This is a genomic window from Streptomyces sp. NBC_00083 (assembly GCF_026343295.1).
In the GTDB taxonomy this organism is placed as follows: domain Bacteria; phylum Actinomycetota; class Actinomycetes; order Streptomycetales; family Streptomycetaceae; genus Streptomyces.
Genome location: NZ_JAPELY010000001.1, coordinates 1,443,189 through 1,464,437 on the forward strand (window position 1 = coordinate 1,443,189; position 21,249 = coordinate 1,464,437).

General features: G+C 72.0%; 20 protein-coding genes. 10 read left to right on the forward strand and 10 right to left on the reverse strand.

The window, feature by feature from the left end; genetic code table 11:
* Both OOJ98_RS06235 and OOJ98_RS06240 read left to right on the forward strand, forming a co-directional pair.
* Nucleotides 1-618, forward strand: a complete 618-nt coding sequence (locus OOJ98_RS06235; protein WP_267053605.1) for a spherulation-specific family 4 protein — start codon at nucleotides 1-3, stop codon at nucleotides 616-618.
* A complete protein-coding gene (locus OOJ98_RS06240; protein ID WP_267053606.1) occupies nucleotides 615-1,430 on the forward strand; it encodes an endo alpha-1,4 polygalactosaminidase in 816 nt (271 codons plus the stop codon). Before OOJ98_RS06235 ends, OOJ98_RS06240 begins: the two co-directional genes overlap by 4 nt.
* Nucleotides 1,431-1,433: 3 nt before the next feature.
* Here OOJ98_RS06240 and OOJ98_RS06245 read toward each other — a convergent pair whose 3' ends face one another.
* Nucleotides 1,434-2,219 (reverse strand): adenosylcobinamide-GDP ribazoletransferase, encoded by a 786-nt coding sequence (locus OOJ98_RS06245; RefSeq protein WP_267053607.1) that lies wholly within the window; start codon nucleotides 2,217-2,219, stop codon nucleotides 1,434-1,436.
* Between the two features lie 78 nt (nucleotides 2,220-2,297).
* On the opposite strand from OOJ98_RS06245, the gene OOJ98_RS06250 reads away from it, so the two are divergent.
* Nucleotides 2,298-3,053, forward strand: a complete 756-nt coding sequence (locus OOJ98_RS06250) for a hypothetical protein (RefSeq protein ID WP_267053608.1) — start codon at nucleotides 2,298-2,300, stop codon at nucleotides 3,051-3,053.
* On the opposite strand, the gene OOJ98_RS06255 is transcribed toward OOJ98_RS06250, so the two are convergent.
* The 4 genes from OOJ98_RS06255 to OOJ98_RS06270 all read right to left on the reverse strand — a co-directional run bounded on the left by OOJ98_RS06255 (nucleotide 3,002) and on the right by OOJ98_RS06270 (nucleotide 7,893).
* Nucleotides 3,002-3,733 carry a hypothetical protein gene (locus OOJ98_RS06255; protein WP_267053609.1) on the reverse strand — a complete coding sequence of 244 codons (732 nt, stop codon included), beginning with the start codon at nucleotides 3,731-3,733 and terminating at the stop codon, nucleotides 3,002-3,004. The genes OOJ98_RS06250 and OOJ98_RS06255 overlap by 52 nt on opposite strands.
* A complete protein-coding gene (locus OOJ98_RS06260) occupies nucleotides 3,730-5,499 on the reverse strand; it encodes a phosphatidylglycerol lysyltransferase domain-containing protein (protein WP_267053610.1) in 1,770 nt (589 codons plus the stop codon). The genes OOJ98_RS06255 and OOJ98_RS06260 overlap by 4 nt, the downstream gene beginning before the upstream one ends.
* Before the next feature lie 81 nt (nucleotides 5,500-5,580).
* Nucleotides 5,581-6,666, reverse strand: a complete 1,086-nt coding sequence (cobT, locus tag OOJ98_RS06265; protein WP_267053611.1) for a nicotinate-nucleotide--dimethylbenzimidazole phosphoribosyltransferase — start codon at nucleotides 6,664-6,666, stop codon at nucleotides 5,581-5,583.
* Nucleotides 6,667-6,696: 30 nt separating this feature from the next.
* Nucleotides 6,697-7,893 (reverse strand): bifunctional adenosylcobinamide kinase/adenosylcobinamide-phosphate guanylyltransferase, encoded by a 1,197-nt coding sequence (locus OOJ98_RS06270; protein WP_267053612.1) that lies wholly within the window; start codon nucleotides 7,891-7,893, stop codon nucleotides 6,697-6,699.
* 79 nt (nucleotides 7,894-7,972) lie between these two features.
* On the opposite strand from OOJ98_RS06270, the gene OOJ98_RS06275 reads away from it, so the two are divergent.
* On the forward strand, nucleotides 7,973-8,182 hold the full coding sequence (locus tag OOJ98_RS06275; RefSeq protein WP_267053613.1) for a hypothetical protein: 210 nt from the start codon (nucleotides 7,973-7,975) through the stop codon (nucleotides 8,180-8,182).
* Between the two features lie 128 nt (nucleotides 8,183-8,310).
* Here the strand turns inward: OOJ98_RS06275 and OOJ98_RS06280 are convergent, their stop codons facing one another.
* From OOJ98_RS06280 to OOJ98_RS06290, 3 genes are all read right to left on the reverse strand, one after another.
* A complete protein-coding gene (locus OOJ98_RS06280) occupies nucleotides 8,311-9,414 on the reverse strand; it encodes a S1C family serine protease (RefSeq protein WP_267053614.1) in 1,104 nt (367 codons plus the stop codon).
* 115 nt (nucleotides 9,415-9,529) lie between these two features.
* Entirely contained in the window at nucleotides 9,530-10,237 is a 708-nt protein-coding gene (locus tag OOJ98_RS06285) for a bifunctional 2-polyprenyl-6-hydroxyphenol methylase/3-demethylubiquinol 3-O-methyltransferase UbiG (protein WP_267055539.1), read from the reverse strand.
* Between the two features lie 86 nt (nucleotides 10,238-10,323).
* Complete coding sequence (locus tag OOJ98_RS06290; RefSeq protein ID WP_267053615.1) at nucleotides 10,324-10,920, reverse strand: DUF3043 domain-containing protein; 597 nt, start codon at nucleotides 10,918-10,920, stop codon at nucleotides 10,324-10,326.
* Nucleotides 10,921-11,184: 264 nt separating this feature from the next.
* Here OOJ98_RS06290 and OOJ98_RS06295 point away from each other — a divergent pair, with 264 nt between their 5' ends.
* From OOJ98_RS06295 to OOJ98_RS06315, 5 genes are all read left to right on the forward strand, one after another.
* On the forward strand, nucleotides 11,185-11,979 hold the full coding sequence (locus OOJ98_RS06295) for a PspA/IM30 family protein (protein ID WP_267053616.1): 795 nt from the start codon (nucleotides 11,185-11,187) through the stop codon (nucleotides 11,977-11,979).
* 19 nt (nucleotides 11,980-11,998) lie between these two features.
* Entirely contained in the window at nucleotides 11,999-12,277 is a 279-nt protein-coding gene (locus tag OOJ98_RS06300) for a hypothetical protein (RefSeq protein WP_267053617.1), read from the forward strand.
* Nucleotides 12,278-12,382: 105 nt separating this feature from the next.
* The gene (locus tag OOJ98_RS06305) at nucleotides 12,383-13,606 is read left to right on the forward strand and encodes a sensor histidine kinase (RefSeq protein WP_267055540.1); all 1,224 of its coding nucleotides are present in this window, start codon (nucleotides 12,383-12,385) and stop codon (nucleotides 13,604-13,606) included.
* Nucleotides 13,603-14,292 (forward strand): response regulator transcription factor, encoded by a 690-nt coding sequence (locus tag OOJ98_RS06310; protein WP_267053618.1) that lies wholly within the window; start codon nucleotides 13,603-13,605, stop codon nucleotides 14,290-14,292. Before OOJ98_RS06305 ends, OOJ98_RS06310 begins: the two co-directional genes overlap by 4 nt.
* 206 nt (nucleotides 14,293-14,498) lie before the next feature.
* Nucleotides 14,499-17,615 carry an efflux RND transporter permease subunit gene (locus OOJ98_RS06315; protein WP_267053619.1) on the forward strand — a complete coding sequence of 1,039 codons (3,117 nt, stop codon included), beginning with the start codon at nucleotides 14,499-14,501 and terminating at the stop codon, nucleotides 17,613-17,615.
* A gap of 77 nt (nucleotides 17,616-17,692) precedes the next feature.
* Here OOJ98_RS06315 and nadA read toward each other — a convergent pair whose 3' ends face one another.
* Entirely contained in the window at nucleotides 17,693-18,919 is a 1,227-nt protein-coding gene (gene nadA / locus OOJ98_RS06320) for a quinolinate synthase NadA (RefSeq protein ID WP_267053620.1), read from the reverse strand.
* Between the two features lie 313 nt (nucleotides 18,920-19,232).
* Here nadA and OOJ98_RS06325 point away from each other — a divergent pair, with 313 nt between their 5' ends.
* Nucleotides 19,233-19,589, forward strand: coding sequence for an iron-sulfur cluster assembly accessory protein (locus OOJ98_RS06325; RefSeq protein WP_030933606.1), 357 nt, complete (start codon nucleotides 19,233-19,235; stop codon nucleotides 19,587-19,589).
* Between the two features lie 123 nt (nucleotides 19,590-19,712).
* Here the strand turns inward: OOJ98_RS06325 and OOJ98_RS06330 are convergent, their stop codons facing one another.
* Nucleotides 19,713-21,218 carry a hypothetical protein gene (locus tag OOJ98_RS06330; protein ID WP_323177882.1) on the reverse strand — a complete coding sequence of 502 codons (1,506 nt, stop codon included), beginning with the start codon at nucleotides 21,216-21,218 and terminating at the stop codon, nucleotides 19,713-19,715.
* Nucleotides 21,219-21,249 lie beyond the last annotated feature (31 nt).

Consider the following 21,249-nt stretch of genomic DNA (forward strand, 5'->3'; position numbering starts at 1 on the left):
ATGAGCAAGCTCCTGGTGCCCTACTACGAGCACCCCGCCGAGCGCCCCGACGCCTGGGACGCGCTGATCGCCGCCGCGCCCTCGCTGTACGGGGTCGTCCTCAACCCGGCCGACGGCCCCGGGCGTTCACCCGACGCGGCCTTCGCGGCGGTGGCCGCCCGGCTGCGTTCGGCGGGCGTACGGGTCCTCGGCTACGTGGACACCGCCTACGGCCGGCGCCCCCCGCAGGACGTGGTGCGCGAGGCGGCCCGCCACCACGACTGGTACGGGGTGCACGGCCTCTTCCTCGACCAGGCGGCGACCAGCGCCCTGCACCTGCCGTACTACGCGGACCTGCGCACCGCGTTCGCCGCGACCCAGGACACGTACGTCACCCTGGTCCTGAACCACGGCGCCGTCCCGCACCCCGGCTACGCCCGGATCGGCGACCTCCTGGTCACCTTCGAGGGGCCCTGGTCGGCGTACCGGCCGGCCGGGCCCGCCGCGCCCGACACCTGCCACCTCGTGTACGAGGCGCCGCCGGACGCGGTCGCGCAGGCGCCGGTCCACTGCCTCGTCCCCGGTCGGCTCCCGCACCCCTGGGGCACCCTGCCGCACCGTCTGGAGCCCGCCCGGTGAGACGCGCGCTCCTGCTCCTCGTACCGCTGCTCCTGCTCGCGGCGTGCACCGGCTCCCCGGACGGCCCCGACGACGGGGCGGGCGGCGACACGGCGCCGCCCGCCCCCGCCGGCCCGCACTGGCAGCCGAAGCCGGGCCTGACCTGGCAGTGGCAGCTCAAGGGCAGGCTCGATCCGACCGTCGACGCCCAGGTGTACGACATCGACGCGGTCGACCAGGACGCGGCGGCCGTCGCCGATCTGCACCGCAGGGGGCGCAAGGTCATCTGCTACGTCTCGACGGGCTCCTGGGAGGACTGGCGGCCCGACGCCCAGCGGTTCCCCAAGAGCGTGCTAGGCAAGGGCAACGGCTGGAGCGGCGAACGCTGGCTCGACATCCGCCGCACCGACGTCCTGGAGCCCCTCGTCGCCCGGCGCCTGGACCTGTGCAGGCAGAAGGGGTTCGACGGCGTCGAGCCCGACAACATGGACGGCTACGTCAACGACACCGGCTTCCCGCTCACGGCCGCCGACCAGCTCACGTACAACGAACTCGTCGCCCGCCTCGCCCACGCGAGGGGCCTCGCCGTCGGGCTGAAGAACGACCTGGACCAGATTCCGCGGCTGCTCGGCCAGTTCGACTTCGCCGTCGACGAACAGTGCGCCCAGTACGGCGAGTGCGACAAGCTCACGCCGTTCGTGAAGGCGGGCAAGGCCGTCTTCCACGCCGAGTACGAGCTGACCCCCGACCGCTTCTGCGCCCGGTCCAGGAAGCTCGGGCTCAGCTCGATCCAGAAGAAGTACGACCTGATGGCGTGGCGCCGGGCCTGCTGAAGGTCAGCCGAGGGCGAGCGCGATCAGCGTCACCGTCGCGGCGCCCTCGGCGACCGCGCCGAACACATCGCCCGTCACCCCGCCGAACCGGCGCACACAGCGGTGCAGCAGCGCCTGCGCGGCGGCGAGCCCGGCCGCCACGGCCAGCGCGCCGTGCAGCGCCGCCCACGGCCCGGCCGGCCATCCGGCGGCCGCGCCGAGCGCCGTCACCAGGGCGGCCACGGCGAGCGCGCGCCCGGCCGGCACCGTGCCCGCCACCACCGCGCCGAGACCGTCGGGGCGGGCCGCCGGGACCCCGCGCCGGGAGGCCAGGGTCAGGGCGGTGCGGGCGGCGAGCGCCGCGACGACGACGGCGGTGGTGCCACGGGCCCAGCCGTCCCGCTCGAACAGCTGGGACAGGGCGGCGATCTGGGCCAGCAGACAGAACAGCAGCGTCACGACGCCGAACGGGCCGATGTCGCTGCGCTTCATGATGCGCAGCGCGTCGTCGGCGGGCTTCGCGCTGCCCAGGCCGTCGGCGACGTCCGCGAGCCCGTCCAGATGCAGGCCCCGGGTCAGCAGGGCGGGCGCCGCCGTGGCCGCCACCGCGGCGAGCAGCGCCCCCGATCCGAGTAGCCAGAACCCGGCGCCCGCGGCCGCCGCGCACAGGCCGACGGCGAGCCCGGCCAGCGGGGCGAGCGTCATGCCGGCCCGCGCGGCGGCGCGGTCCCACCGGGTGATCCGGGCGGGAAAGACGGTGAGGGTGCCGAAGGCGAAACGTACGCCGTGCAGGGCCTTCCTTGCGTTCACCCGGCGCAGGCTATCTTGAGCGCCCCGCGCCCCGACGGCGTTAAATTGCGCATACCAGCGCAAACAGGAGCGGGTGGGATGGGTCACTGGTTCTACCGGAACATCACCGAGCCGGGCAAGCTCCCCACGCTGCTCGCGCTGGCCTCGTTCGTGCTGACGTTCCTGGTCACGCGCTCCATCACCCGGCTGATCCGGGCGGGGCGCGGCCCCTTCAAGAACATCAGCCCCGGCGGGCTCCACATCCACCACGTGGTGCCCGGCGTCATCCTCACCATCGTCGGCGGATTCGGCGCGGTCGGCAGCGGCCGGCACGGGATCGCCGCGTCCGTGTTCGCCGTGGTCTTCGGCATGGGCGCGGGCCTGGTCCTCGACGAGTTCGCCCTGATCCTGCACCTGGACGACGTCTACTGGAGCGCGAACGGACGCAAGAGCGTCGAGATCGTGGTGCTGACCGCGGCCCTCATGGCGCTGGTGCTCGCCGGGTTCTCACCGCTCGGCGTCAACGACGTGAGCCCGGGGGAGCGGCAGGACCGCGCCTCGTTCATCGCCACCATCGTGATCAACTTCTGCTTCGTGCTGATCGCCCTGTTCAAGGGCAAGGTGCGGCTCGCGGTGCTCGGCGCCTTCGTGCCCTTCGTGGCGCTGTTCGGTGCGGTGCGGCTCGGCCGCCCCGGTTCCCCGTGGGCCCAGCGCTTCTACCGCAAACGGCCGCGGGCCAGGGCGCGGTCCATGCTGCGGGCCTACCACCACGACCGGCGCTGGTCCGCGCCGCGCCGCCGGCTTCAGGACTGGATCGGCGGCGCGCCCGACAAGCTCCCGGTGCGCCGCTCCTGATCGTGGCGGTCGCGCCGGCGCCGGCGCCGCACCGCCGTGATCCAGCAGATCACGGCGACGGTGAGGAGCGCCGCGATGTGCTCCTTGCCGGCGAGGTTGTTCTTGAGCACCACCTCGACGACCATCGCGCCGGCCACCACCCCGGCCGTCCAGTACGCCCGGTAGCGCCAGCACACGTACACGGCGAGGGCGACGACGGCCGCCGAGGGGCCGGTGTCGACCATCTCGGCGGCGGAGGCGGGAAGCCCGAAGACGCTGTCCGGGCCGATGTGGATGCCCACCCGGGCGTACAGGGTGCCGGCCAGCGTCGCCGCGTACGCGATGAGCAGTATCCGGCCGCGCCCGATGCAGATCTCCGCGATGCCGAAGACGAGCAGCACCTGGGCGAGAGCGCCCCACACCGGCAGGTCGAGGGCCGGCACGAAGAGCGAGAAGGGGGTGCGCAGGAGCGAGATCCACAGCGGGTACTCGGCCTTCACGGATCCGATCACCTGGATCGGCCGGAAGCCCCACGACTGGTTCTGGATGATCTGGAAGACCGAGGTGAGGGCGACCGCCGAGAGGGTCAGCGGGATCGCGCGCCAGCGCTGGGTGTGGAGCGCGTACCGCACGGTCTTGAACAGGGGCCCCCACTCGCGCTCCGCGAACCGGCACGCCCCCCGTCTCGCCCCTCCGCTCATCTCTGCGACTCCAGGTGTCTGCGGTGCAGCCACTTGGGCAGGCCGGGGGCTTCGAGGAACCCCTCGGCGCGCGCGGACGCGATGGCGATGCGCGGCAGGTCCGCGCTCTTCTCGAACAAGGTGAAACGAGGCTCCCAGATCGGCCGGTACTTGGCGTTGGACCGGTACAGCGACTCGATCTGCCACCAGCGGGAGAAGAAGCTGAGGAGCGAGCGCCACAGCCTCAGCACGGGTCCCGCCCCGAGCTTCGAGCCGCGCTCGAAGACGGAACGGAACATCGCGAAGTTCAGTGAGACCTGGGTGATCTGGATCTCCTTGGCGCGCTGGAGGAGTTCGATCACCATGAACTCGATCAGACCGTTCTCGGAGTCGCGGTCACGGCGCATCAGGTCGAGCGAGACCCCGTGCGGGCCCCACGGCACGAAGCTGAGCAGCGCCCTCAACTCGCCCTCGCCGTCGAAGCATTCGAGCATCATGCACTGGCCGTCGGCGGGATCGCCGAGCCGGCCGAGCGCCATCGAGAAGCCGCGTTCGGTGGCGCCGTCGCGCCAGTCGTCGGCCTTGCGCAGGAGTTCGTTCATCTCCTCGGCAGGAATGTCCGCGTGACGGCGGATCCGCACCTCGTACCCGGCCCGCTTCACCCGGTTGTACGCCTGACGGACCGTCCGCATGGCGCGGCCCTCCAGGGTGAACTCGGCGGTCTCCACGATCGCCTCGTCGCCCATCTCCAGCGCGTCCAGGCCGTGCCGGGCGTAGATCTGGCCCGCTTCCTCGCTGGCGCCGGTCACGGCCGGGATCCAGCCGTGCTCGCGGGCCTCGGCCAGCCACGGCTCGATCGCGCCCGGCCACGCCTCGGGGTCGCCGATCGGATCGCCCGAGGCCAGCGAGACGCTGTTGATGACGCGGTAGGTGACGGCGGCCTTGCCGGTCGGCGACCAGATGACGGCCTTCTCGCGGCGCAGCGCGAAGTAGCCGAGCGAGTCGCGCTCGCCCTGCTTGTCGAGGAGGGCGCGCAGCTTCTCCTCGTCCTCGACGGTGAGCGGGTCGACGGCCCTGCGGTTGCGGAACGCCGCGTAGATGACCGCGATCAGGAGCAGCGTGGCCATCACGTTGATGATGACGTTGACCCAGCCCGGCGTGGTGACGCCCTGGGTGTGCCGGTCGTCGGGGACGAGGAAGACCAGGCGCATCAGGCCGTAGCGCCAGCGCTGCAGGAACGACGACTGGTCGGTGCCGTCATAGGTGTTGGTGGCGCTGACCAGGACCGCCGCGATCAGCGAGGTCACCAGCAGACCGCCGACGGCGGTGACGACCGCGGCCAGCGGGTTGGAGCGGTCGCCCTTGGCGTAGAACTCGCGGCGCCCGATCAGGAGGGCCGCCACGAACGCCGTGGTGAGCGCCAGGGAGATCCAGTTCTGGGCGTAGCGGTGGAAGCCGGGCAGCGCCATCACATAGGCGAACAGCAGCCAGAACAGGCCGCCGAGCACCATGTTGAGGATCCAGGCGGCCCGCTTGCGCCGGCGCATCGTGACCGCGAGGAAGAGCGTGACGACGCCGGAGGTGAAGCCGGCTTCGAGCAGGTACGGCGTGAAGTAGTCGTCCGTGTTGTGGCGCCGAAGCCCCTGGCCGAGAGTGACCCACGCGGCACTGAGGAAATTGATGAACGTCACGACGCGCAGGTACCAGACGGCGAACGCCGCTCCGTGCCGCGACCGGGGGGTGCTGCGATCCGTTCCTTCGGTGGTGCTCAAGCGGACTTCTCCCATGAAACGCGATGATATGGGGGCAAGGCGTTCCACAGTGGGCGCCGACGGAGCCGAGGGGGAGCCCCCCGGCCCTGCCGGGACTCACACGTCGCCGCTCTCCTCCGCGCCGCCCGCGCGCCGGTCAGTGCGCTCGGGCAGCTCCGCGGCGAGTGCGGCCGCGGCTTGTACGAGGGGAAGAGCGAGCAATGCCCCGGTTCCTTCGCCCACTGTGACGCCATGATCGAGCAGAGGGTTGAGCGCCATCCGGTCCAGCGCCTTCGACTGGCCCGGTTCGCCGCTCGACTGACCCGCCAGCCACCAGTCCGGAGCCCGGAAGGCCGCCCGCTGCGCCACCAGCGCACAGGCCGACGAGACGACCCCGTCGAGGATCACCGGCAGCCTGCGCACCGCACACTGCAGCAGGAAACCGGTGATCGCGGCAAGGTCCGCGCCGCCCACCGCGGCCAGAAGTTCCAACTGGTCGCCGAGGACCGGCCGCGCCCGGCGCAACGCGTCCCTGATCGCGGCGCACTTGCGCATCCAGGCGAGGTCGTCGATGCCGGCGCCGCCGCGCCCGGTGACCACCGACGCGTCCGTGCCGCACAGCGCCGCGATGAGGACCGCGGCGGGCGTGGTGCCGCCCACGCTGAGATCGCCGAGCACCACCAGGTCGGTGCCGGAGTCGGCCTCCTCGTCGGCGACCCTCATGCCGAGCCGTACGGCCGCCTCCGCGTCCTCGACGGTCATCGCGTCCTCGACGTCGATCCGCCCGCTGCCGCGCCGCACCCGGTGGCGTACGACGTCCTCGGGCAGCAGCCCCGGGTCGCAGTCGAGTCCCGCGTCGACGACGCGGACCGGGACGCCCTGGCGGCGGGCGAGCACCGCGACCGGGCTCGCACCGTCCAGGGCGCACCGTACGAGGGTGTGCGCCGAGGCGGCGGGGCGGGCCGAGACCCCGAGCCCGGCCACGCCGTGGTCGCCGGCGAAGAGGATCACGCGGGGCCGCTCCACGGCCCGCACCGGGCTCGCGCCCTGAGCCGCCGACAGCCAGGTGGCCAGCTCGTCGAGCCGGCCGAGCGCACCGGGAGGCACGCTCTGCCGCTCCCGGCGTTCCTCGGCGTCACGCCGCACACCGTTGTCGGGGCGTTCGATCAGATCGGAGAAGTCGTCCAGGTTCAGCCTGCTCATCTGCCGAACAGTACCGGCAGCGGGCGGACATCAGCCGCGCAGCGTGAGCGCCTGGCCCGCGACGACGAGCAGCACCTGCTCGCACTCGGCCGCGAACGCGGCGTTCAGGCGCCCCAGTTCGTCGCGGAAGCGCCGCCCCGACGCCGTCGCGGGCACCACGCCCGACCCCACCTCGTTGCTCACCGCGACCACCGTCCGCGCGGTGCCGCGGACCGCCGCGACCAGCTCGGCCGTACGCTCCTTCAGCGCCCGCTCGCCGCCGGACGCCCACTTCTCGTCGTCCCACGCCCCGACCCGGTCCATGGCGTCGGTCAGCCACAGCGCCAGACAGTCGATCAGGAGCGGCGGCCCCGGCTCGTCCAGGAGCGGCACGAGCTCGCAGGTCTCCTCGGTGCGCCAGGTGGAGGGGCGCCGTTCGCGGTGCAGCCCGACCCGCGCCGCCCACTCGGTGTCGCCCTCGCGGGAGCCGCCCGTCGCCACGTACACGACGCCGGGGAAGGCCGCCAGACGCCGCTCCGCCTCCACCGACTTGCCGGAGCGCGCGCCGCCGAGCACCAGGGTGCGGCGGGGCAGGTCGGGCACCGCGTGGTACTCGCCGACGATCAGCGTCGTGCCGTCCGGCACCGCACGCGCGCCGAGCGCCGCGAGCCGGCGCTCCAACTCCCGCCCCGGCGGCACGCCGTGGTCGATGTGCACCGCGATCACATCGGTCGCGGGACCGATGCCGCCCGCCGCCCGCAGCCGCGCCAGCGCGTCGGGCCGGCCGCAGACATCGGCCGCCACCATGTCGTACGGACGCATCGCCGACGCCCCCGCGGGCGCGCCGCCCGGCGGCAGGTAGAGCAGCCGCTCACCGTCGGGCGAGGTCACCTCGTACCCCGTGCCCGGCGCGTCGAGCGGCACGGCGAGCACCCGGTGGCCGCTGATCAGGGTCAGCCTGCGGCCGTCCGGTACCCGCCCGGCCGCGGGCAGCCCGGCGGGCAGCTCGACCGCCGGTCCGTCGTGCGGATGGGTGAGCAGCACCTGGCGCACACCGGCGAGCGAGTGCCCGGCCCGTGCGGCGGCGAGCGCCGCGCCCGGGGTGAGGTCGAGCAGCAGCGCGCCGTCGACGAGCAGGGCGGTCGCGGCGCGCGCGTCGCCGCCGCGGGCGACGGCGCACGCGGCGCAGGGACAGTCGGGGCGCGGCAGGCCGGCGGGGGCCCCGGTGCCGAGGAGAGTCAGTTCCACAGCCACGATCCTGCCGCGTCACCGGCCCTCTTGCGCGCCCGGTTACGCTGCGGGCAGCAACGTGACCCAGGAGGCGGACATGGCGTGGACGTGGCGTTTCGAGAAGTCGGACGGTACGGAGGTCGAGCCGGCGGTGGCGCCGGAGGAGTTCACGACCCAGGGCGATGCGGAGTCCTGGATCGGTGAGGTGTGGAAGGACCTGCTCGAAGGCGGGGCCGACCAGGTGTTCCTGTTCGAGGACGGCACGAAGATCTACGGCCCGATGAGCCTGCACGCCGAGCAGGTCTGAGGCCCGGATCCCGCCGGCCGGGCGGTGCCGGGCCGGGTGGGACCGAGAGGGCCGGGGCGCTCGTCGCGCCCCGGCCCCCTCATGTGCCGGCCCCCTCGGGTTCCGGCCCGCTCACATCCCGGTCGGGGTCAGATCTCGCCCAGGGTGACCTCGGCGGTCTTCTTCGCGCCGTCGCGGGTGTACGTCACCTGGACCTTCTGGCCGGGCTTGTCCGCGGCCAGCGCCTCGGTGAGGGCGGTGATCGACGTGATGTCGGTGGAGCCGATCCTGGTGATGATGTCGCCCACCTTGAGGCCCGCCTTGGCCGCCGCCCCGTTGGGCGGCGCCGCCACGACCGCGACACCGGCCGGCTGATAGCCGGAGTCGACCACGGTCCGGCCGGTGATGCCGAGCGCCGCCCGGCCCGAGTCGATGACCTTGCCGTTCTTGATGATCTGGTCGGCGACCGTCTTCACCATCGACACCGGGATCGCGAAGCCGATGCCGGGCGCCGCGCTGCCGCCCATGTCCGGGTCGGTCGCGGCGAGCGTCGGAATGCCGATGATCTCGTCGTCGAGGTTGACCAGGGCGCCGCCGCTGTTGCCGGGATTGATCGCGGCCGAGGTCTGCACCATGTTGGCGATGGTCGCGCCGGTGCCGCCGCCGTCCCGGCCCTCCGACACGGTGCGGCCGGTCGCGGAGACGATGCCCTGGGTGACGCTGGAGGAGAGCCCGAGCGGCGAGCCCATCGCCAGCACGATCTGGCCCATCTCGACCTTGGCGGAGTCCCCGAACCTGGCCGGCTTCAGGCCGCTCGGCACCGAGTCCAGCTTGATCACGGCGAGGTCCTGCTCGGGATAGGCGGCGACCAGCTTGGCCATGATCGCCGAACCGCTGCCGGACGCCGTCACCTTGAACGTCCGCTCGTTGCCGACGACATGGGCGTTGGTGACGATGTGCCCCTGGCCGTCGTAGACGATGCCCGAACCGAGGCTGTTGGACGCGTCGATCTGCACCACCGAGGGCAGCACGTCCTTGATGACCCGCTGGTAGTCGCTCTGGAGGCTGTCGGTCCCGCCGGAGCCGTTGCGCTGGGGCGCCGGCGCACTCGCGGACCGGCTCGGCGACGCCTTCGGCGCGCCGGATTCCGCGCCCTGCCCCGAACAGCCGCCGATGAGGGCGGCGGTGGCGACGGCGGCGGTCAGCGGCCAGGCCGCTCGGCGCACCCGGCCGGGGCGAAGAGATGCATCCATGGCAGGAGTATCCCTTTGGTCCGATATGACGGCCTGTCGGTGGGCCCGATCAGGTACCGGGGCCCCGGGCCGCGGCCCACCCCGCGGGTTACCCGCGCCCCGCCCCGCCGAAGCGTCAGTCCCGTACGCCGAAGAGATGCAGCAGCGCCGCCACATGGCGGTACGGGTCGGTGCGGCCGGCGCGGTCCTCCGCGGCGAGCAGCCGCTCCAGCTCGTCCGCCCGCGGCAGCTCCGCGTCGTTGGGCACGGTGTCGGTGAACACCCGTACGCCGTACCAGGTGTGCAGCGGCGCCGCGATCCCGTCGAGGGTGCGGGTCAGCGCCGCGAGCCGGTCGGCACGGACCGGGAGGCCGAGCCGGTTGGTGTACGCGTCGGAGTCGAAGGCGGCGAGGGCGCCCGCCCAGTCGCCGCCCAGCCCCGGCCGCACGGCCAGCGCGTCCGCGTTGCGCACGAGCAGCGAGAGCAGACCGCCGGGGGCGAGCATCCGGGCGAGCCCGGCGAGCATCGCGTCGGGCTCCTCGACGTACATCAGGACGCCGTGGCAGAGCACCACGTCGAAGGAGCCGGGCAGGAAGTGCACCCCGGTCTCGCGCCCGTCGCCCTCGATCAGCCGCATCCGTTCGCGGATGCCCTCGGGCTCGGTCGCCAGCGCCTCGCGGGCCACCTGGAGCATCGCCGGGTCGGATTCGAGCCCGGTCACCGAGTGCCCGGCGCGGGCCAGCCGCAGGGCCTGGGTGCCCTGGCCCATGCCGACGTCCAGGACGCGCAGGCGCCGGCCCACCGGAAAACGCCCGGCTATCTGCTCGTCGAGGTGACGGGCCACCAGCTCCTGGCGGACCACATTGCGCAGCCCGCCGAGACCTTCCAGCCAGGCGCCCGAGGCGCCGGTGAACCCGGACGGCTTCCCGCTCAGGGCTTCTCTCCGCGCTTGACCTGCGGCTTGGGCAGCCGCAGCCGGCGCATCTGGAGCGTGCGCATCAGACCGTAGGCGACGGCGCCCTTCTTCGGCTCGTCCGGGAAGCGGGCGGCCAGCGCCCTCTTCAGGCGGAAGGCGAGGCCGACCGAGTCGAGCACGATGAGCACGATCACCACGAGCCACAGCAGCAGCGAGAGGTTCTGCAGGCTGCCGATCCGGATCATCGAGAGCACCAGGATGATCACCGCGAGCGGCAGGAACATCTCGGCGACCGAGAACCGGGAGTCGACGAAGTCGCGGGCGAACTTGCGCACCGGGCCCTTGTCACGGGCCGGCAGATAGCGCTGGTCGCCATTGGCGAGCGCCTCGCGCTGCTTGGCCATGTCCACCCGGCGCGCCTCGCGCTGACGCTTGGAGGCCTCCTTGCGGTCGGCCGGCACGGTCGAGGCGCGGCGGCGCTGGGTCTGGGCCTCACTCCGCTTGGGAGTGGGGCGCCCCTTGGGGGCCTCGGGGTTGCGGGGCGCTTTGGAGAGGTCCGCCGTCACCTTGTCGGTGGGGGCCTTCTCTGCGTTGGAACGGCTACGGAACACAATCCCCAAGGGTACGGCGTACCCGGCATGGACCCCAGGCCGGTGGGGAACGATCCCACAACGCCTTGCGTCCCTGGAGGTGGGCGATGCACTGTTCCCCCGGGGTTCACCTACTCCCTGCGCCGGATCGGCGCGGCACGTAGTCGTCCTTGGGGATGAGCGCATCGGCGCCCGAACAGTGCGGTAATGGATGCAGGGCCCGTACTGTGGGTTCTGTTGCAGCAGCTGGAGCTGGAGTCCGTCAGAAGGGGGCGCGCGAAGCCCATGAGCGGTGTCATGAAGCGTATGGGGATGATCTTCCGCGCGAAGGCGAACAAGGCCCTTGACCGGGCCGAGGACCCTCGCGAGACCCTCGATTACTCGTACCAGAAGCAGCTGGAGCTGCTCCAGAAGGTGCGCAGGGGCGTGGCCGACGTGGCGACGTCCCGCAAGCGTCTGGAGCTGCAGCTCAACCAGCTCCAGAGCCAGTCCTCCAAGCTGGAGGACCAGGGCCGCAAGGCCCTCTCGCTCGGCCGCGAGGACCTCGCCCGCGAGGCCCTGTCCCGCCGCGCCTCGCTGCAGCAGCAGGTCACCGACCTGGAGACGCAGCACCAGACGCTGCAGGGCGAGGAGGAGAAGCTCACCCTTGCGGCCCAGCGCCTCCAGGCCAAGGTCGACGCCTTCCGCACCAAGAAGGAGACGATCAAGGCGACCTACACGGCGGCCCAGGCGCAGACCAGGATCGCCGAGTCCTTCTCGGGCATCTCCGAGGAGATGAGCGACGTCGGCATGGCCATCCAGCGGGCCGAGGACAAGACCGCGCAGCTTCAGGCGCGGGCCGGCGCGATCGACGAGCTGCTCGCCTCCGGCGCCCTCGACGACCAGTCGGGCCTGGCCAAGGACGACATCCAGACCGAGCTGGACCGCCTGTCCGGTGGTACGGATGTAGAGCTGGAGCTGCAGCGGATGAAGGCCGAGCTGATGGGCGGCGGGTCCGCGGGCAAGCAGGCCATCGAGGGCGGCACCGCCGCTCCCGAGGACAAGGCCCCGCAGCAGAGCCCGCGCTTCGACAAGCAGTGACGAACGGCAGGAGACGTTCATGATCGTCCGGATCATGGGGGAGGGGCAGGTGAAGCTGGCCGACGGCCACTTCACCGAGCTCAACAAGCTCGACGACGACCTTCTCGCCCAGATGGAGGCCGGTGACGAGGACGGCTTCCGCCGCACCCTGGGCGCGCTCCTCGACGCGGTGCGCCGCCTGGGCACGCCCCTGCCCGACGACGCCCTGGAACCGTCCGAGCTGATCCTGCCGAGCCCGGACGCGAGCCTGGACGAGGTCAGGGAGATGCTCAGCGACGACGGCCTGATCCCGGGCTGACCGCGAGGGTCCGGTCCCGGGCCGGTCACCACGGCCCCGCCCCTGGGCCCGCCCGCCCGGGGGTATCGCCGTGCCGGCCGCCCGGCACCCTTACGGTAGGTGACCGTGACCCTCATCGACCGGGCCCGCCCCTGGCTCAGGGCGCACCCGCTGGTCCCGGATGCCGCCCTCGCCCTCGGCGTACTGATCTGCATGGTCCTCGGGTCGTTCGCCGACCCGCACGGGCCGAGCGGGCCGACCTTCGGCACCCGGACGCCCGGTCTGCGTTCGCTCGTCCTGATGACGCTGGCCGCCGCCGTGCTCGTGCTGCGCCGGCGCCGCCCCATGGCCACGCTCGCCTGCAGCAGCGCGCTCGCCATGGTGGAGCTCTCCCTCGGCGACCCGCCCGCGCCCGTCGCGATGAGCGCGGTCGTCGCGCTGTACACCGTCGCCGCCCACACCGACCGGCCCACCACCTACCGCGTCGGCGTGCTCACCATCGTCGTGCTCACCGGTACGGCCATGCTGCTCGGCACCCCGCCCTGGTACTCCCAGGAACACCTGGGGATCTTCGCCTGGACCGGCATGGCCGCGGCCGCCGGCGACGCCGTGCGCAGCCGGCGCGCCTTCATCGACGCGATCCGCGAACGCGCCGAGCGGGCCGAGCACGGCCGCGAGGAGGAGGCCAGGCGCCGGGTCGCCGAGGAGCGGCTGCGGATCGCCCGCGAACTCCACGACGTGGTCGCCCACCACATCGCCCTGGTCAACGTCCAGGCGGGCGTCGCGGCCCACGTCATGGACAGACGGCCCGACCAGGCCAAGGAGGCCCTCGCCCATGTGCGGGAGGCCAGCCGCTCCGCGCTGAACGAACTCCGTTCCACCGTCGGCCTGTTGCGCCAGTCCGGTGACCCCGCGGCGCCCACCGAACCCGCGCCGGGCCTGGCCGTCCTCGACGATCTGCTCGCCGGGTTCCGCCGGGCCGGGCTCCCGGTGGAGCTCGCCCGCACCGACGACGCCCCGCTGCCCGCCTCCGTCGACCTCGCCGCCTACCGGGTCATCCAGGAGGCGCTCACCAATGTGCACAAGCACGCGGGCCCCGGCGCCAGGGCCGAGGTGAGCGTCGTACGGGTGGGCCCGAACACCGAGATCACCGTCATCGACAACGGCACCGGAACCGGCACGGCGGGCGGCGGGGGCGGGGGCCACGGCCTGCTCGGCATGCGCGAGCGGGTCACCGCACTCGGCGGCAGCTGCACCGCGGGACCCCGCTACGGCGGCGGCTTCCGCGTACAGGCGATACTGCCGGTCAAGGCCGCGGAGACCGGGGCCACGGGGGAAGGCACGCCATGACCATCAGGGTGGTACTCGCCGACGACCAGGCGCTGCTGCGCTCGGCGTTCCGCGTCCTGGTCGACTCCGAGCCCGACATGCAGGTCGTGGGCGAGGCCGCCGACGGCGCCGAGGTCGTCACCGTGGTCCACGAAACCCTGCCGGACGTGGTCCTGATGGACATCCGGATGCCCGGCACCGACGGCCTCGCCGCGACCCGGGCCATCACCGCCGACCCGGCGCTCTCCGCCGTCCACGTAGTGATGCTGACGACGTTCGAGGTCGACGAGTACGTGGTGCAGTCGCTGCGCGCCGGAGCCTCCGGCTTCCTCGGCAAGGGCGCCGAGCCGGAGGAGCTGCTCGGCGCGATCCGCATCGCCGCGGCGGGCGAGGCGCTGCTGTCCCCGGCCGCCACCAAGGGCCTGATCACCACCTTCCTCGCGCAGGGCGGCAGTTGGGAGGCGGGCGAGGAGGACCTGCGCCGGCACGGCGAGCGGCTCGCCGCCCTCACGGTCCGCGAACGCGAGGTCCTGGTCCAGGTGGCGGGCGGCCACTCCAACGACGAGATCGCCGAGCGCCTGTCGGTCAGCCCGCTCACCGTGAAGACCCATGTGAACCGCGCGATGGCCAAATTGAGCGCCCGCGACCGTGCCCAATTGGTGGTCATCGCGTACGAATCGGGCCTTGTCCGCCCACGGGTGGACTGAAGGGTGGAGCGTGGCGTACTGCGGCTGCGGTATGCGCGGGATAAGGAAAGCGACCTGGGAGCGAGGAATCCGACCCGCCCCATGGCAGAGGGTTGTAGGCGGGGGCCGGGTCTTTCCCGGGTGACGCGCCGCGTGCTCACGGGCCGGCCCTGCTTGCTCCTCGCGCCGTACCGCCGCACGCACGCCACAGAAGAGAGACCCCACCCATGTCCTGGCTGTCCAGATTCAGCCTCGCACAACGGGCCCTGATAGGCCTGATGTCGATCGTCGCGATCGTCTTCGGGGCGATCGCCATTCCGCAGCTCAAGCAGCAACTGCTGCCCACCATCGAACTGCCGATGGTGTCGGTGCTCGCCCCGTATCAGGGTGCCTCGCCCGACGTGGTCGAGAAGCAGGTCGTCGAGCCCCTCGAGAAGAACATCAAGGCCGTCAGCGGAGTCAAGGGCATCACGTCCACGGCGTCCGAGGGCAACGCCGTGATCATGGCGACCTTCGAGTACGGCACGGGAACCAAGCAGCTCGTCGCCGACATCCAGCAGGCCGTCAACCGGTCCCGCACCCAGATCCCGACCGAGGTCGACCCGCAGGTCGTGGCCGGCTCCACCGACGACATGCCGACCGTGGTGCTCGCGGTCACCTCCGACAAGGACCAGCAGGCGCTCGCCGACCAGCTGGACCGCACGGTCGTCCCGGTCCTCGAGGACATCAAGGGCGTCGGCCGCGTCAGCGTCGACGGCGTCCAGGACCTCCAGGTCAACGTCACGCCCGACGCGAAGAAGCTCGCCCAGGCCGGCCTCACTACGATGACGCTCGGCGACGCCCTCAAGGCGGGCGGCGCGACGATACCCGGCGGTTCCTTCTCGGAGGACGGCAAGAGCCGCACCGTGCAGGTCGGCGCCCCCTACACCTCCCTGAAGCAGATCGAGGACCTGCGGATCAAGCCGCAGCAGGGCGCCCCGGTCCGGCTCGGAGACATCGCCACCGTCAAGCAGCAGCCCTCGCAGCGGGTCTCCATCACCCGCACCAACGGCAGGCCCAGCCTCGCGGTGATGGCCACCATGGACCACGACGGCAGCGCCGTCGCGATCTCCCAGGCCGTCAAGGACAAGCTGCCCGACCTGAAGAAGGACCTCGGCGCCGGCGCGGAGCTCACCGTCGTCTCCGACCAGGGCCCGCAGGTCTCCAAGGCCATCTCCGGCCTGACCACCGAGGGCGCGCTCGGCCTGCTCTTCGCCGTGATCGTGATCCTGCTCTTCCTCGCGTCGGTCCGCTCCACCCTGGTGACCGCGGTCTCCATCCCGCTCTCCGTGGTGCTCGCCCTGATCGTGCTGTGGACGCAGGACCTCTCGCTCAACATGCTCACCCTGGGCGCGCTGACCATCGCGATCGGCCGGGTCGTCGACGACTCGATCGTGGTCCTGGAGAACATCAAGCGCCACCTCGGCTACGGCGAGGAGCGCCACTCGGCGATCCTGACGGGCGTCAAGGAGGTCGCCGGCGCGGTGACCGCCTCGACGCTCACCACCGTCGCGGTCTTCCTTCCCATCGCCTTCGTGGGCGGCATGGTGGGCGAGCTCTTCGGCTCGTTCAGCCTCACCGTCACCGCGGCCCTGCTCGCCTCGCTGCTGGTCTCGCTGACCGTCGTCCCGGTCCTGTCGTTCTGGTTCCTGCGCGCGCCGAAGGCGATCGCGGGCATCGACCCGGACGAGGCGCGCCGCAGGGCGGAGGAGAAGGAGAACAAGTCCCGCCTCCAGCGGATCTACGTCCCGGTCCTGCGCTTCGCGACCCGGCGCCGCCTCACCAGCGTGGCCCTCGCCGTGGTGATCCTGATCGGCACGTTCGGCATGGCCGGCCTCCTGAAGACCAACTTCTTCGACCAGGGCGACCAGGACACCCTCTCGATCAAGCAGGAACTGCCCGCCGGCACCAGCCTGGACGCGGCGGACGCCGCGTCGAAGAACGTCGAGAAGATCCTCTCGGCCGACCCGGCGGTCAAGAGCTACCAGGTCACCGTCGGCTCCTCCGGCTTCATGGCGGCCTTCGGCGGCGGCACCGGCGCCAACCAGGCCTCGTACACGGTGACGTTGAAGAGCGCCGGCGACTACACCAAGGCGCACGACCGTCTGGAGGCGGCACTCAAGGGCCAGCCGGGCAACCCCGCCGTCTCGACCGGCGGCGGCTTCGGCAGCCAGGACCTGAGCGTGGTCGTGAAGGCGGCCGACGGCGACGTCCTGAAGAAGGCCGCCGAGCAGGTGCGCGGTGCCGTGGCGGGTCTCAAGGACGTCAGCGACGTCCAGAGCGACCTGGCGCAGAGCGTGCCGCGGGTCTCGGTGCAGCCCAACGACAAGGCGGCCGACGCGGGCTTCAACCAGACCACCCTCGGCATGGCCGTCGCCCAGCAGGTGCGCGGCACCCAGGTCACCAAGGCGATCATGGGCGACGCCGAGCGGGACGTGTACATCACCTCGCCCGACCCGGCAACCACCGTGGACCAGCTCAAGAACCTGTCGCTCGGCGCGGTCAAGCTCGGTGACATCGCCGATGTGAAGCTGGTGCCGGGGCCGGTCTCGATGACCCGGATCGACGGCGCCCGCTCGGCGACCATCACCGCCAAGCCGGTCGGCGACAACACCGGCAAGGTCAGCACCGACCTCCAGGCCAAGATCAAGGACCTGAAGCTGCCGGCCGGCGCGACCGCGTCCATCGGCGGCGTCTCCTCGGACCAGTCGGACGCGTTCAAGAACCTGGGCCTGGCGATGCTGGCGGCGATCGCGATCGTCTTCATGCTCCTGGTCGCGGCGTTCAAGTCGCTCATCCAGCCGCTGATCCTGCTCGTCGCCATCCCGTTCGCCGCCACCGGCGCGATCGGCCTGCTGATCGCCACCGGCACCCCGATGGGTGTCCCGGCGATGATCGGCATGCTCATGCTGATCGGCATCGTGGTGACCAACGCGATCGTCCTGATCGACCTGATCAACCAGTACCGCAAGCAGGGGCTCGGCGTGGTCGAGGCGGTCGTCGAGGGTGGCCGCCACCGTCTGCGCCCGATCCTGATGACGGCCCTGGCGACGATCTTCGCGCTGCTCCCGATGGCGCTCGGCGTCACCGGCGAGGGCGGCTTCATCGCCCAGCCGCTCGCGGTCGTGGTGATCGGCGGTCTGGTGACGTCGACGCTTCTGACGCTGCTCCTGGTCCCGACCCTCTACGCGATGGTCGAGCTCCGCAAGGAGCGCCGGGCCACGAAGAAGGCGGCCAAGCGCGCCAAGAAGGCCGGCCCCACCCAGGCGTCGGACTCCGACGACCGGGAGCCGGCCAACGCCTGACCGACCCCGTACGCGACGAAGGCCGCTCCCTCGACGGGGGCGGCCTTCGCCGTGCGGTGCGGGGGAGCGGCGGTGGGCTACGGCAGCGCCAGCATCCGCTCCAGGGCCAGCTTCGCGAAGCTCTCGGTCTCCCGGTCGACCTGGATCTGGTTGATCAGCTTGCCCTCGGCGAGCGACTCCAGGGTCCACACCAGGTGCGGCAGGTCGATGCGGTTCATGGTCGAGCAGAAGCAGACCGTCTTGTCGAGGAAGACGATCTCCTTGTCCTCCGCGGCGAAACGATTGGCCAGGCGCCGCACCAGGTTCAGCTCGGTGCCGATCGCCCACTTCGAACCGCGCGGGGCGGCCTCCAGGGCCTTGATGATGTACTCCGTCGAGCCGACGTAGTCCGCCGCGGCCACGACCTCGTGCTTGCACTCGGGGTGCACCAGGACGTTGACGCCCGGGATGCGCTCACGCACGTCGTTGACCGAGTCGAGCGAGAAGCGGCCGTGCACCGAGCAGTGGCCGCGCCACAGGATCATCTTCGCGGCGCGCAGCTGCTCCACGGTGAGCCCGCCGTTCGGCTTGTGCGGGTTGTAGAGCACGCAGTCGTCGAGGGAGAGGCCGAGGTCGCGCACGGCGGTGTTGCGGCCCAGGTGCTGGTCCGGCAGGAACAGCACCTTTGTTGCATTGGGCTCCCCCTGCTCGAAGGCCCAGTTCAGGGCGCGCTCGGCGTTGGAGGAGGTGCAGATGGTGCCGCCGTGCTTGCCGGTGAACGCCTTGATGTCGGCCGAGGAGTTCATGTACGAGACGGGCACGACCTGCTCGGCGATGCCGGCCTCGGTCAGGACGTCCCAGCACTCGGCGACCTGCTCGGCGGTGGCCATGTCGGCCATCGAGCAGCCCGCGGCCAGGTCCGGCAGGACGACCTTCTGGTCGTCGCCGGTCAGGATGTCGGCGGACTCGGCCATGAAGTGCACGCCGCAGAACACGATGTACTCGGCTCCGGGCCGGGCCGCCGCGTCCTTGGCCAGCTTGAAGGAGTCGCCCGTCACATCGGCGAACTCGATGACCTCGTCGCGCTGGTAGTGGTGCCCGAGGATGAAGACCTTGTCCCCGAGCTTGGCCTTGGCGGCGCGGGCGCGTTCCACCAGGCCGGGGTCGGAGGGCGAAGGAAGGTCGCCGGGACACTCCACGCCGCGCTCGCTCCTGGGGTCGGCCTCGCGGCCGAGCAGCAGCAGGGCGAGCGGCGTCGGCTGTACGTCGAGATCGACGCGGCCTGCGAGGTCCTGACGGGGCTGGGCGGTGGTCACGTCACGCACCCTTTCTTTTCCTAAAGCGTGCGGCGGAGCCGCTCCAGTGGCCCCGGGGTGCTTGCACTCAGGGGTTTTCGTCTAAATGACGCTATCTATCATAACCGCTTCACGTCACTTTGACGATGGCCATAGCGTCGATGTGACGCACCCGGTCGGCCGCCCCGCGCGGCCCCGGCCCCCCGCAGGGAGCCGCCCCCGGGCCTTTTCCCGCCCGCGTCCTTGTGTGCGAGCATGAAAGAGAAGAACCCGGAATGAATCCGGGGCCCCGCCGGTTGCAACCGGCGGCAAGCAGTCTCCGTACAACCCGGGAGAGAAGCAGATGTCCGTATCGGACGAGACCACCACCGTGAGCGACGGCATCCTCCTGTCCGACGCCGCCGCGGCCAAGGTCAAGGGCCTCCTTGAGCAGGAAGGCCGGGACGATCTGGCGCTGCGCGTCGCCGTTCAGCCCGGCGGCTGCTCGGGCCTGCGCTACCAGCTGTTCTTCGACGAGCGTTCGCTCGACGGTGACGTCGTCAAGGACTTCGACGGCGTCAAGGTCGTGACCGACCGCATGAGCGCCCCGTACCTGGGCGGCGCCTCGATCGACTTCGTCGACACCATCGAGAAGCAGGGCTTCACGATCGACAACCCGAACGCGACGGGCTCCTGCGCCTGCGGCGACTCCTTCAGCTAGGCCTGACGGCAGTCGAAAGGCGGGTGCCCCCGGTGAGACCGGGGGCACCCGCCTTCGTCATGCCCGTACGTCGTTGTGTTCGTCACGGCCGCACGCCGTCGTCGCACGACCCGGCGCCCGGAGCTAGGTCTTCGGCAGCTCCTTGCCCGTGTCCGCGTCGATCACCTTGCGGGCGCCGAGCGACTGGTGCAGCTCCACCGGGACCGTCTGCTGCTTGGCCAGCGTGATGCACATCTTCTTCGCGTCCTTGACCTGACCGGTCACCGTCACCCGCACCCCGTCACCGCTCTCGTCGGCGGTCGCGGTGTACGTGCTGCACACCCCGCCCCAGAACGTGACGTCCAGCGTCCGCCCGTCGGGCGCCAGGGCGTACGACTTCAGCGCCTGGCCATGGGCGCCCGGCGTCGTGGCCGAACCCGACGGCTTCGGCACGGGCGCGCCGGTCGGCTTGGTCACGTACGGCGGGGCCACCGCGGGGGCGGTGATCGTGAACGCCTGGCCGGCGTCCGGCTTCACCTGGAACAGCCACGACGGCACGAGGGTCTGCACCCCGCCCACGGACTGCGCGGCGAGCCCGAACACGGCCCCGTCGATCGTCATTGTCGACGGCGTCGGCTGCTTGCACGGCTGCTGGATGTTGCCCTGGGGGTCGCTCGGGAGCCGGCCCTTGGTGGGCTGCCCGTCCAGCGGCACCGGGCCGGTGCAGTCCTTGGACTTCGGCCGTTCGCCGCCCTGGCCGTTCAGCTGGGCCAGCGTCTGGTCCGCGCCGATCACCGGATAGGTCGCACCCTTGTCCAGGGTCTTCAACTGGCCGCTTCCGCCCACCACTTGGCCGTTCGAACCGACCTGGATGCCGGTCGTCCAGCCGTACGTGGGAAGCCCGCCGACCACCGGATCGGCGTTCACCACCCGCGCCGACGCGAGGACTTCCTTGGCGTCGAGCTTGGCGTCGTCCTCGCCGAGCGCCTTGAGGACCGGGGCCGCCGCCGCCTTCGCCGCCTGCTCACTCACCGGCGCGCCGCCCGTGTCGCCACCGGTGTCCGCTCCGGTGTCCGCGCCCGTGGTGTGCATGGGACACATCTTGCCCTTGGGGCAGTTGTCCGTGCCGCCACTGCCGAAGCGGGCGAACGACCAGGTGCCGGGCGCCTTCTGACTGACCGTCAGGGTAGGGCCCGAGCCGTCCTTCGTGGCCCCCACCTTCCAGGTGCCCCCTTCGAGGCGGGCCGCGCCGTCGACGCCGAGCGCCTGCGCCAGCCGGTGCACGTCGGCCTCGCTCACCGTGCCGTGCGGCTGGTAGACGGACGCCTCGCCGGGACCGCCGGGCAGCTTCACCGACGCCCGGTAGACCACCCCGTTGGGGTCGGGCTCGCCCGGCGCGATGCCGTTGCCGCCGTTGCCCCCGCCGCCGCTCCCCGCGCCGCCCCCGCCGGGGGCGCTGTCGAGTGCGAGCGGTGGCGGAGCGCCGTCCTTGCCGGCGGTGCCGCCGCCGCCCGAGGACGACGCCGTCGTGGCCCAGTACGCCCCGCCGCCTCCCGCGGCCAGTACGGCCACGGCCGCCGCGGCGAGGACCAAGGGAGACCGCCGAGAACGCCGCTGCCGGGGCTCGTCCTGCGTGTGCTCGCTGCTCACCAGATCGCTCCTGTCCAGTCGTATCCCGCAT

What these genes read in the sequence shown, in the direction of transcription:
- OOJ98_RS06310 (WP_267053618.1), top strand. Translation starts at nt 13,603, where the DNA reads ATGACCATCAGGGTGGTACTCGCCGACGACCAGGCGCTGCTGCGCTCG.
- cobT (WP_267053611.1), bottom strand. Translation starts at nt 6,666, where the DNA reads ATGAGCAGGCTGAACCTGGACGACTTCTCCGATCTGATCGAACGCCCC.
- OOJ98_RS06250 (WP_267053608.1), top strand. Translation starts at nt 2,298, where the DNA reads ATGGGTCACTGGTTCTACCGGAACATCACCGAGCCGGGCAAGCTCCCC.
- OOJ98_RS06255 (WP_267053609.1), bottom strand. Translation starts at nt 3,733, where the DNA reads ATGAGCGGAGGGGCGAGACGGGGGGCGTGCCGGTTCGCGGAGCGCGAG.
- OOJ98_RS06235 (WP_267053605.1), top strand. Translation starts at nt 1, where the DNA reads ATGAGCAAGCTCCTGGTGCCCTACTACGAGCACCCCGCCGAGCGCCCC.
- OOJ98_RS06300 (WP_267053617.1), top strand. Translation starts at nt 11,999, where the DNA reads ATGATCGTCCGGATCATGGGGGAGGGGCAGGTGAAGCTGGCCGACGGC.
- OOJ98_RS06325 (WP_030933606.1), top strand. Translation starts at nt 19,233, where the DNA reads ATGTCCGTATCGGACGAGACCACCACCGTGAGCGACGGCATCCTCCTG.
- OOJ98_RS06280 (WP_267053614.1), bottom strand. Translation starts at nt 9,414, where the DNA reads ATGGATGCATCTCTTCGCCCCGGCCGGGTGCGCCGAGCGGCCTGGCCG.
- OOJ98_RS06315 (WP_267053619.1), top strand. Translation starts at nt 14,499, where the DNA reads ATGTCCTGGCTGTCCAGATTCAGCCTCGCACAACGGGCCCTGATAGGC.
- OOJ98_RS06260 (WP_267053610.1), bottom strand. Translation starts at nt 5,499, where the DNA reads ATGGGAGAAGTCCGCTTGAGCACCACCGAAGGAACGGATCGCAGCACC.
- OOJ98_RS06295 (WP_267053616.1), top strand. Translation starts at nt 11,185, where the DNA reads ATGAGCGGTGTCATGAAGCGTATGGGGATGATCTTCCGCGCGAAGGCG.
- OOJ98_RS06275 (WP_267053613.1), top strand. Translation starts at nt 7,973, where the DNA reads ATGGCGTGGACGTGGCGTTTCGAGAAGTCGGACGGTACGGAGGTCGAG.